This window comes from Aeromonas bestiarum, from assembly GCF_028751155.1.
Classification (GTDB): Bacteria; Pseudomonadota; Gammaproteobacteria; order Enterobacterales; family Aeromonadaceae; genus Aeromonas; species Aeromonas bestiarum.
This window is the reverse complement of the sequence record NZ_CP064746.1, coordinates 3,286,836-3,297,177: the sequence shown is the minus strand read 5'-3', so window position 1 is coordinate 3,297,177 and position 10,342 is coordinate 3,286,836. Positions and strand designations below refer to the sequence as shown.

Sequence of the window (10,342 nt, the reverse complement as noted above, 5' to 3'; positions counted from 1 at the left end):
GAGACTCGCTGCCGCCGAGGCCGCCGTCCGCTGGCGCGACCCTGGGTTTCGCCTTGCGGTGTTCATCCTTCCCCAGCCGGTCAGGGGTCATACGCAAAAGAGGCTTTATGGAGTTGTTGTTACTGGCTAATGAACCATCTGCCGCAGGCGTGGTTGCCTCATGGTATTTTGACGAATGGTGCCGCGACACTGGTCGCTGCACTCAAGAGCAGGTGCTGGCCAAGGTCACGGCGGCCACCCAGGTCGACCGGGCTCCGCTGATGGTACTGGCCCGCCTGGCCGGTGAATGGGTGGGGGCTGCCGAGCTCAAGATCCGCGAAATGGCGATGTTTCCCGAGTATGAGCATTGGTTGGGTGGGGTATATGTGGTTGAAAAAGCGCGCGGGCAGGGGGTCGCCTCCTTGCTGGTAACAGAGATCCTCAGCCGTGCCCGCAGGGCGGGGATCAGCAAGCTGTACTTGCAAACCGAGAACCTGACGGGTGGCGTTTATTGCCGTCATGGTTTCAAGGCCCTTGAGGAGGTCCATTATAAAGGCCTTCATGTGCTGGTGATGGTGGCGGATACCGGCCTCTAGCTCTCGTCAGAAGCGCTGACCCGGTGACGCCAGGCGCAGCAGCGCGCATAACCATTTTGTGCGATCAATAAAAAAAGCCAGTCAGGGTCACTGACTGGCTTTTTTATTGTCGCCTGCCGGGCAGGTGCCGTCATGGACTGCGGACTTAGCCTATCAGGCTGGCCCAGAGGTCGTATTCGTCCGCCTCGTCGATGCGCACCTTGACCAGATCGCCGGGTTTGAGGCCGGTTTCACCGTTCAGGTAGACCAGACCGTCGATCTCGGGTGCATCGGCGAAGGAGCGACCGGTGGCACCCTCTTCGTCCACTTCGTCGATCAGCACAGTCATCTCCTTGCCGACCTTGCGGGCCAGCTTGCGAACGGAGACCTGCTGCTGCAGCTCCATGAAGCGCTGGAAGCGCTCTTCCTGTACTTCTTCCGGCACAGGATCCGGCAGTTCGTTGGCCTTGGCACCCTCGACCGGGCTGTATTTGAAGCAGCCGACGCGATCCAGCTCCGCCTTGTCGATGAAGTCCAGCAGCATCTGGAACTCTTCTTCGGTCTCGCCGGGGAAGCCGACGATGAAGGTGGAACGCAGGGTGATCTCGGGGCAGATCTCGCGCCACTTCAAGATGCGCTCCAGGGTGCGTTCGACGGTACCGGGGCGCTTCATCAGCTTCAGAATGCGCGGGCTGGCGTGTTGCAGCGGTATGTCGAGGTAGGGCAGCACCTTGCCATCGCGCATCAGCGGTATGACGTCATCCACGTGCGGGTAGGGGTAGACGTAGTGCAGGCGCACCCAGATGTCGAGCTTGGCCAGCTCTTCGCACAGGGCCACCATGCTGGTCTTGACCGGCATGCCGTCATAGAAACCGGTGCGGTGCTTGACGTCCACGCCGTAGGCGGAGGTGTCCTGGGAGATCACCAGTATCTCTTTGACGCCGGCCTCTTTCAGGCGCTTGGCTTCCGCCAGCACCTCGCCGATGGGGCGGCTCACCAGATCCCCGCGCATGGAGGGGATGATGCAGAAGGTGCAGCGGTGGTTGCAGCCTTCGGAAATCTTCAGATAGGCGTAGTGACGGGGAGTCAGCTTGACCCCATGGGCCGGCACCAGGCTGGTGAAGGGGTTGTGGGTAGGCTTGGCCACGTATTTGTGGACGTGCCCCAGTACCTCTTCATAGGCGTGAGGGCCGGTGATTTCGAGCACCTTGGGATGGATCTCGCGGATCTGATCCACTTTGGCGCCGAGGCAGCCGGTGACTATGACCTTGCCGTTCTCGGCCAGGGCCTCGCCGATGGCTTCCAGCGACTCTTGTACCGCGCTGTCGATGAAGCCGCAGGTGTTGACCACCACCAGCTCTGCATCGTCATAGCTGGGCACCACGTCGTACCCTTCGGTACGCAGCTGGGTCAGGATACGCTCGGAATCGACCAGATTTTTGGGGCAACCCAAGGAGACGAATCCTACTTTGGGGGCCTGTTTTGTGTTGGACATCGCTCAATCACTCTTAGGTGGCTCTCTTATAAGGGCGCGGATTTTACCGGAATGGCTAACCAAAAACTATACAGCCAGCATGGCAGAACCGAACAATATCTCTGGCGGGGCAAGATTGTGCGGGTGTGACCCCAGTCACATCGCCCCTTTGGGGGTATCTCCCAGGGGCAGGCCGAACCGTCGACCCGCTCACATCTTGTTGAGCTTTCAGTTAACGAGACGGAAACCTGCAAATGGGCGTCACTATACTAGCTGCAGGCACACCAGCAGGGAGAAGGGGATGGATAGCTCATTTGGCGAGAAAATGCAGAATGTGCACGCCACGCTCAGGCAGCGCTTTGACAAGTTGAGCCGGGTGGCCATCGCTATCTATGACCAGCACACGGATCGGCTCCAGACTTTTGCCCACAGCACCGAGGGGCAATCCCCCCTGGTGCAGTACGAGGTCAAGCTGAGCGAGGTGCCCTCCCTGCGCTATCTGGCCGAACATCAGCAACCCCGCGTGCTCGACAGCCTTGACTCCCTGCTGGGGTCGAGCTCGGAGCACAGCCGCAAACTGCTGGAAGCGGGATATGCCTCCAGCTATACCGAGCCGCTGCTGTTCAACAGCAGGCTGTTTGGCTTTCTGTTTTGCGATGCGATGGAGCCCGGCTACTTCAATGAGCCCATTCGCAGCGAACTGGCAGCCTATGCCCAGATGCTGGCGGCCATCATAGCGGTGGAATTTTTCTCCATTCAGACCCTGAGCGGGGCGCTTACCACGGCGCGGGAGTTCAGCCGTTACCGGGATGAGGAGACTGCCAACCATCTGCGCCGCATGTCGGCTTACTCCTGGCTCATCGCCAGCTCAGTGGCGACGCGCCATGCGCTGAGCGACGAGGAGGTGGAGTTCATCTACCTCTTCTCCGAGCTGCACGACATCGGCAAGATTGCGGTGCCGGACGCCATCTTGCTCAAACCGGGCAAGCTGACGCCGGAAGAGTTCGAGATCATGAAGATCCACCCCGGCAAGGGGCGGGAGATGATTGCGCTGATGATCAGTGAATTTGGCCTCGACGGCATCCATCACACCGACATGTTGAAGAACATCATCGCCTACCATCATGAACGCTTCGACGGTCAAGGTTACCCGGAGGGGCTGGCGGGGGAGGCCATAGCGCTGGAGGCCCGCATCGTTGCGGTGGCGGATGTGTTCGATGCCCTCACCAGCGAGCGCCCCTACAAGCAGGCCTGGCCGTTTGACAGGGCGTTTGCCTATCTGGAGGAGCATGCCGGCAGCCAGTTTGATCCCGTCTGCGTGGAGGCCGCGCTTCGCAACAAGGAGGCGTTTCGCGCCATCCATCTGCAGTATCAGGATCTCGTCACCCGCTAGGGCGGTGGCCATCGCGCACTCCCTTGCTCACGCCTGGCCTCCCGCCCGATCCGCATGCCAAGCCGGTCACGGCACTCCCCGCCAGTCTGGGCAGGGGACTAGCAGCAGGCGTGGCATGCGCCTTCCTCCTTGCCCTGGTGACACCCGGATTTCCCTTCGCCGTGGCAGCATCCCCCCTGACAAGCATGGCGGCTAGGCTCGTCTGCATCGGGGTGGCCGAGGGGTGTGATGGCGTGAATGGTGGATGCGCGGGCATGGCGCCGGGATGGGCGGCCCTGACTGATCTGGGTCAGTGGCAGCAGGTTGCTCGATGCCAGCAGTTGCGGCCATGGCAAGCGCGCTGAGCGACACTGCATCACTTGCAGGCCGCTGGCGAGCAGGCGTTCCAGCATGCGTTCACCTAGGTTGCGCACCAGCACCCGGCTAACCCTATGGGCCTTGAGCGCCGCCAGCAGCGCCTGCTTGCCGCTGCAGCCCTCGCCAGCCGCCGGGTTGGGCAGGGTGGCGAGCACGGCGCCCTCCGGGCTCATGATTTGCAGCTGTTCGGCGCGAGTGAAGTGAGCGGCAAGCCGGCCCTGGCTCAGCATGACGGCGCTGTTGCTTGCCTGGTTATCTGCTTGATTCATTGAAAGTCTTCTCCATGGGGGTCGGGGTCGCCGGCCTGCATCATCAGGGCCTTGCCCTGGCTCAGGCAGTTCACCACCTTGTAGCGCGCTTTTTTCAGTATGTTGGCCAGGGTCTGGCGGGAGACGCCCATCACCAGGGCGGCCTGTTGCTGCTGCATGCCTTCCAGATCCACCAGCCGCAGCGCCTCGAACTCGTCGGCGGCCAGGGTGATCTGCTCCAGCTGGTGCATGGGGCGGCCATTGGGTTTGAAGCAGCTGTTGGCGGGGCGGCCACAGATCTGGCGGGCAATCTTGGGTCTGGGCATGGGGGCTCCTGATTGGCATATGCCATATATCTCCATGGTAATTAGCATATGCCAGTTAAGGGAAGATGTGATTCGGATGCATGATCGGCTGATCCGAACGCGCAGCACGAGCGGCGCCAGCGAATTGCCCTGATGTGATGAGGCTTGGCGATGCCGGTTGGCAAGGGGTGACTCATTGCGGATCCTTGCTTGCGACTTGATCATTTCAATAGTTCTTGTATAGTTGAAATCATGAGTCTGAGAACAAAGGTGAACAGCATGAATAAAGAGACGGCCACCAAGGTGTTTGAATCGCTCGCCTCCGGCATTCGGCTGGATGTGTGGCGGCTGCTGGTGAAGGCGGGGCTGGATGGGCGGGTCGCCGGCGAACTGGCCAGCGAGCTCGATGTCGCCCCCAATACCCTGTCGTTTCACCTCAAGGCCATGCTCAATGCCGGCCTGCTGTCGGTGGCGCAGGAGGGGCGTTTTCTGCGCTACCGCGCCAACATTCCCCTGATGCTGGACCTGATCGGTTATCTCACCGAGGAGTGCTGCGCCGGCCATCCCGAGGCGTGCGGCATGATGCGCGCCGAGTCCGCCTGCTCTCCCCATGTTCTGCCCGCGCAGCCCTGCTGCAACAAGGAGTAATGCCATGTCAGCCATTCAGATTTTTGATCCCGCTCTCTGCTGCTCCAGCGGTGTCTGCGGTACCCAGGTCGAGCAGGCGCTGGTCACCTTTGCCGCCGACCTTGCCTGGGCCAAGGAGCAGGGGGTTGCCATCGAGCGCTTCAATCTGGCGCAGCAGCCGATGCAGTTTGCCGAGACGCCGGCCGTCAGCGCCTTTCTGACCCACGCGGGGGAGGAGGGGCTGCCGCTGGTGCTGGTGGAGGGGCAGGTGGTGCTGACCGGCCGCTATCCGAGCCGCAGCGAGCTGGCCCGCTATGCGGGTCTACCCGCGCCGCAAGCGGCCATCAAGGGGATCGTCAAGGGTGATTGCTGCTCCGGCAGCGGTTGCTGCTGATCCCCTGCGTCAACCCAGATTGCCCAGCCGGGCTCGCCACTCTGTCGACAGGAGTTCGTCATGTTTCAGTTTCTGACCGATCCGCCCCCCTTTCTCTTCTTCACCGGCAAGGGCGGGGTGGGCAAGACCTCGCTGGCCTGCGCCAGTGCCGTGGCACTGTGCGATGCCGGCAAGCGGGTGCTGCTGGTGAGCACGGATCCCGCCTCCAACGTGGGGCAGGTGTTTGCCACCACCATCGGCAATCACATCACCGCCATCGCGGCTGTGCCGGGGTTGTCGGCGTTGGAGATAGACCCCCCCGCAGCGGCCAGGGCCTATCGGGAGCGGATCGTCGGGCCTGTGCGCGGCAAGTTGCCCGAGAGTGTGGTGCGCAGCATAGAGGAGCAGCTCTCCGGTGCCTGCACCACAGAGATTGCCGCCTTTGACGAGTTCACTGCCCTGCTGACCGATCCGGCGCTGCTGGCCGAGTATGACCATATAGTGTTCGATACGGCGCCCACAGGCCACACCATACGCCTGCTGCAACTGCCGGGGGCCTGGAGCGAGTTTCTGGAGCAGGGCAAGGGGGATGCCTCCTGCCTTGGCCCGCTGGCGGGGCTGGAAAAACAGCGCAGCCAGTACGCCGACGCCGTCGCCGCGCTGGCTGATGCTGCCCACACCCGGCTGGTGCTGGTGGCTCGCGCCCAAAGTTCTACCCTGCGGGAAGTGGCCCGCACCCATGAGGAGCTGGCCGCCATCGGGCTCATGAATCAGCAGCTCGTCATCAATGGCCTCTTCCCCGAGGGCGCCATCGCCGGTGATGCTCTGGCCCAGGCCCTCTGGCAGCGTGAGCAGCAGGCCCTCTCTACCATGCCGCTGGCCCTCAGGGCCCTGGCGCAGGATACGATCCCGCTGCTTGCCACCAATCTGGTGGGCGTTGAGAGCCTGCGTCAGTTGCTGCAACCCTGTGCATCCAAAGGGAGTCAGGTATCCGTTGCCCAGCCTCACGACAGTGTGACCCAACCCGATCTGGGGACGCTGGTGGACGAGCTGGCCGCCGATGGCCACGGCCTCATCATGCTGATGGGCAAGGGGGGAGTGGGCAAGACCACCTTGGCGGCCGCCGTGGCGGTGGAGCTGGCCAGTCGCGGCCTGCCGGTGCACCTCACCACCTCGGATCCCGCCGCTCACCTGAGCGAGACGCTGGCAGGCAGCCTGCCCCATCTTGAGGTGAGCCGCATCGACCCCCACGCCGAGACCGAACGTTACCGTGCCCAGGTACTGGCCACCAAGGGGGCGGTGCTGGACGAGCAGGGGAGGGCGCTGCTGGAGGAGGATCTGCGCTCCCCCTGTACCGAGGAGATCGCCGTGTTTCAGGCCTTCTCGCGCATCATACGCGAGGCGGGCAAGCGCTTTGTGGTGATGGATACCGCCCCCACGGGCCACACCCTGCTGCTGCTCGACGCCACCGGCGCCTATCACAGAGAGATCGCTCGCCAGATGGGCAGCAAGGGGCTGCACTTCACCACCCCCATGATGCAGCTGCAGGACCCCAAACAGACCAAGGTGCTGATCGTCACCCTGCCCGAGCCCACGCCGGTGCAGGAGGCGGCCAACCTGCAGGCCGACTTGCGCCGCGCCGGGATCGAGCCCTGGGGCTGGCTCATCAACCACAGTTTGCAGCAGGAGGCGGTCAGCTCGCCTTTGCTGCAACTGCGGGCCGAGCGCCAGTTGCCCCATATCGAGGCGGTTGAACAGTTGCATGCCAGCCGCTACGCAGTGGTGCCGCTGCTGGCCGAAGAGCCGGTGGGGCCGGACGCCCTGCGCCGCCTCTGTCAGCACCATTGAATCGCTGGCCCGGTGCGTTGCCAGGGCGGCTTGAATATGCCGTCAACTTGTTATGAACCCTTTTTTTGAACCTTGTTTTGAACCTTGTTTTGAACAAATAGAAGATGCGGGATTGCGCCGCATCGGGAGCTTTTATGTCTGCAATCTGTGATGCCAAGGCAGCCCCTGCCATCGGCTTTTTTGAACGTTATCTCACCGCCTGGGTGCTGCTCTGCATTCTGGTGGGCATTGGTCTGGGGCAGGGATTGCCGGATCTGTTCAAGGCGATCGGCGCCATGGAGGTGGCCAAGGTCAACCTGCCGGTGGGGCTGCTCATCTGGGTGATGATCATCCCCATGCTGCTCAAGATCGACTTTGGGGCCCTGCATCAGGTGAAGGGCCATATGAAGGGGATAGGCGTGACCCTCTTGATCAACTGGCTGGTCAAGCCCTTCTCCATGGCCTTTCTCGGCTGGCTCTTCATCCGCGTGCTGTTTGCCGACTGGCTGCCGGCGGATCAACTGGACAGCTACGTGGCGGGCCTGATCCTGCTGGCGGCGGCGCCCTGCACCGCCATGGTGTTTGTCTGGAGTCGCCTCACCAACGGCGATCCCTACTTCACCCTGTCGCAGGTGGCGGTGAACGACCTCATCATGGTGTTTGCCTTCGCCCCGCTGGTGGCGCTGCTGCTCGGGGTCTCCAGCATAGTGGTGCCCTGGGATACCCTGCTCACCTCTGTGGTGCTCTATATCGTCATCCCTGTGGTCATCGCCCAGTTGCTGCGCAAGGCGCTGCTGAAAAAGGGGCAGGCCAGTTTCGATGGTGTCATGGCCCGTATCCAGCCCTGGTCGGTGGCGGCCCTGTTGCTCACCCTGGTGCTGCTGTTCGCCTTTCAGGGCAACGCCATCATGGAGCAGCCGCTGGTCATCGCCCTGCTGGCGGTGCCGATCCTGATCCAGGTGCTGTTCAACTCGGGACTCGCCTACTGGCTCAACCGCAAGGTGGGGGAGAAGCACTCGGTGGCCGGCCCCTCTGCCCTGATAGGGGCATCGAATTTCTTCGAGCTGGCGGTGGCCGCCGCCATCAGCCTGTTCGGCTTTCACTCCGGCGCGGCGCTCGCCACTGTCGTCGGCGTGTTGATCGAGGTGCCTGTCATGCTGCTGGTGGTGCGAGTGGTCAACGCCAGCAAACCCTGGTACGAGGCGGGCCTGCGCCGCTAACCCTTTTTATCCAATGTTTTTATTCACTTAAGCCATGAGAGACACGCAAATGAGTGCAATCACCATCTATCACAACCCGGAATGTGGTACCTCCCGCAACACACTGGCGCTTATTCGCAACAGCGGCGTCGAGCCCACCGTGATCCACTATCTGGAGACGCCGCCTTCCCGCGACCAGCTGGTGGCGCTGATCGCCGCCATGGGGATGCCGGTGCGCGAGCTGCTGCGCAAGAACGTGCCCCCCTACGAGGCGCTCGGGCTGGCGGAAGGTAGCTTCAGCGATGAGGCGCTTATCGATGCCATGCTGGCCCATCCGATCCTTATCAACCGCCCCATAGTCGTCACGCCCCTTGGCACCAGGCTGTGCCGCCCGTCGGAGCTGGTGCTCGATATTTTGCCCGATCAGCAAAAAGGGGCCTTCGCCAAGGAGGATGGCGAGCAGGTGGTGGATGCGAGCGGCAAGCGCCTCAAGTCATAAGCGCAGACATGAGCAATGATCACGAGGGCGCCAGGCGCCCTCGTGCACAGACGCTCGGGTGTCGATGGCGGCCAGGGGCTGCGTCATTGCTTGACCGCGCCGTGAGCATAGCCCGATCCGGCGTCGTCCAAATCTGCTACTGTGACCATCGACTCATCACAGAAGGTGGAGAACAGCATGAAGATTCGATTCCTGGTGATTGCAACGACGCTGGCACTGGCGTCGACCCCCGGCCTGGCCGATTGGGCGAAGCTGAAGGCGGCCGCGACCGACCTGGGGAGTGCTGTGAGTGACACCAGCAAGGAGGCGTGGCGGAGCGTCACCGACTTCTCCAAGGCGACCTGGGCGTCCGTCTCACAGTGGGGCTCGGAGGCGTTCAACACCGCCGGGGTCTGGACCGACAAGAGCATGGCGACCGGCAAGGAGTGGCTGGTGGTGGCCGACAAGAAACTCGACGAGATGCTCGAGCCCAAGACGGCCGAGGAGGCGCGACTCGCCCTCGATACCATGGCCGATACCGCGCTGGTGCGACTGTTCAACCAGCAACCTTCCGCCAAGTTGTTGTTTGACAAGGCTTATGGCTATGCGGTGTTCGACTCGCGCAAGTTTTCCCTGATGCTGCACACCAATCAGGGCGCCGGGGTGGCGGTCAATCGCACCAGCGGCAAGCACACCTACATGAAGATGTTCGGCGCCGGGCTCGCGGCCGGGCTCGGCGGCAAGTTCTACCAGCAGGTGATCCTGTTTGAAGACAAGGCCAGGTTCGACGCCTTCGTGACCCAGGGCTGGGAGGCCACCTCGGAGGTGGGAGCCGTGGCGGGCAAGGAGAGCGCCGAGCTCAGAGCCAAATACAACGGCGGCATGGCCATCTACCAGATCGGCGAGAAGGGCTTGCTGCTCGATGCCAACATCTCGGGATCCAAATACTGGGTGGACGAGGATCTGACCAAAAAGTAGGATGCCGCTCATCCCCCGAACATGGCCCGCATTATGCGGGCCATGTTTGTTGTGCTCCGCCTTGCTGAAATCTTGCCCTCACACCGGCTGCCTTGCGTTCGTTTCATGCCCCTCATCACTCGCCTCGAGCGCATTGGCACTCTAATTGCTTATTCGCTGTCAGCGTCAATGATTTGTCTGGGGATGAAATATGGAAATTAGTGCAAGCAGCCTGATGCAAGAGATGCAGGCACTCAAGGTGGAATCCGGGGCGACACCGCTGGCTCAGCCCGGTCGTCAGGTCACGTCCGACTTTGGTCAGTTGCTGCAGCAGGCCCTCGGCAACGTCAACGAGTTGCAAGGGGCCGCCAACGATCTGCGTACTCGCTTCGACATGGGTGACAAGTCTATCGACCTGTCCGAGGTGATGATCGCTGGCCAGAAATCCTCCATCGCCTTCGAGGCGACTGTGCAGGTGCGTAACAAGATGGTCGATGCCTACAAGACCATCATGAACATGCCGGTATAAGGATCGTAAATCGTGGTGACT

General features: G+C 62.1%; 12 protein-coding genes. 9 read left to right on the top strand and 3 right to left on the bottom strand.

What is annotated here, in order from left to right; genetic code table 11:
- The first annotated feature begins 107 nt into the window (after positions 1-107).
- Positions 108-575 carry a GNAT family N-acetyltransferase gene (locus tag IU367_RS15270; protein WP_274452352.1) on the top strand — a complete coding sequence of 156 codons (468 nt, stop codon included), beginning with the start codon at positions 108-110 and terminating at the stop codon, positions 573-575.
- A 145-nt stretch (positions 576-720) separates the two neighbouring features.
- On the opposite strand, the gene rimO is transcribed toward IU367_RS15270, so the two are convergent.
- A complete protein-coding gene (rimO, locus tag IU367_RS15265) occupies positions 721-2,049 on the bottom strand; it encodes a 30S ribosomal protein S12 methylthiotransferase RimO (protein ID WP_274452351.1) in 1,329 nt (442 codons plus the stop codon).
- 280 nt (positions 2,050-2,329) lie between these two features.
- Here rimO and IU367_RS15260 point away from each other — a divergent pair, with 280 nt between their 5' ends.
- Positions 2,330-3,421, top strand: a complete 1,092-nt coding sequence (locus IU367_RS15260; RefSeq protein WP_274452350.1) for an HD-GYP domain-containing protein — start codon at positions 2,330-2,332, stop codon at positions 3,419-3,421.
- Between the two features lie 98 nt (positions 3,422-3,519).
- Here the strand turns inward: IU367_RS15260 and IU367_RS15255 are convergent, their stop codons facing one another.
- Positions 3,520-4,047, bottom strand: a complete 528-nt coding sequence (locus tag IU367_RS15255) for a NifB/NifX family molybdenum-iron cluster-binding protein (protein WP_274452349.1) — start codon at positions 4,045-4,047, stop codon at positions 3,520-3,522.
- On the bottom strand, positions 4,044-4,352 hold the full coding sequence (locus tag IU367_RS15250; protein WP_274452348.1) for a DUF134 domain-containing protein: 309 nt from the start codon (positions 4,350-4,352) through the stop codon (positions 4,044-4,046). The genes IU367_RS15255 and IU367_RS15250 overlap by 4 nt, the downstream gene beginning before the upstream one ends.
- Positions 4,353-4,610: 258 nt before the next feature.
- Here IU367_RS15250 and IU367_RS15245 point away from each other — a divergent pair, with 258 nt between their 5' ends.
- The 7 genes from IU367_RS15245 (at position 4,611) to fliE (ending at position 10,321) form a co-directional block, all read left to right on the top strand.
- Positions 4,611-4,979 carry an ArsR/SmtB family transcription factor gene (locus tag IU367_RS15245; RefSeq protein ID WP_103471265.1) on the top strand — a complete coding sequence of 123 codons (369 nt, stop codon included), beginning with the start codon at positions 4,611-4,613 and terminating at the stop codon, positions 4,977-4,979.
- A gap of 4 nt (positions 4,980-4,983) precedes the next feature.
- Positions 4,984-5,352 carry an arsenite efflux transporter metallochaperone ArsD gene (gene arsD / locus IU367_RS15240; protein ID WP_103471264.1) on the top strand — a complete coding sequence of 123 codons (369 nt, stop codon included), beginning with the start codon at positions 4,984-4,986 and terminating at the stop codon, positions 5,350-5,352.
- A 60-nt stretch (positions 5,353-5,412) separates the two neighbouring features.
- Positions 5,413-7,179, top strand: a complete 1,767-nt coding sequence (gene arsA, locus IU367_RS15235) for an arsenical pump-driving ATPase (protein WP_274452347.1) — start codon at positions 5,413-5,415, stop codon at positions 7,177-7,179.
- 134 nt (positions 7,180-7,313) lie between these two features.
- Positions 7,314-8,378, top strand: coding sequence for an ACR3 family arsenite efflux transporter (gene arsB / locus IU367_RS15230; protein ID WP_274452346.1), 1,065 nt, complete (start codon positions 7,314-7,316; stop codon positions 8,376-8,378).
- Positions 8,379-8,427: 49 nt separating this feature from the next.
- Positions 8,428-8,856, top strand: a complete 429-nt coding sequence (arsC, locus tag IU367_RS15225) for a glutaredoxin-dependent arsenate reductase (RefSeq protein WP_274452345.1) — start codon at positions 8,428-8,430, stop codon at positions 8,854-8,856.
- 177 nt (positions 8,857-9,033) lie between these two features.
- On the top strand, positions 9,034-9,813 hold the full coding sequence (gene befA, locus IU367_RS15220; protein WP_274452344.1) for a beta cell expansion factor BefA: 780 nt from the start codon (positions 9,034-9,036) through the stop codon (positions 9,811-9,813).
- A gap of 190 nt (positions 9,814-10,003) precedes the next feature.
- Positions 10,004-10,321, top strand: coding sequence for a flagellar hook-basal body complex protein FliE (gene fliE / locus IU367_RS15215; RefSeq protein WP_043134682.1), 318 nt, complete (start codon positions 10,004-10,006; stop codon positions 10,319-10,321).
- The last annotated feature ends 21 nt before the right edge of the window (positions 10,322-10,342 follow it).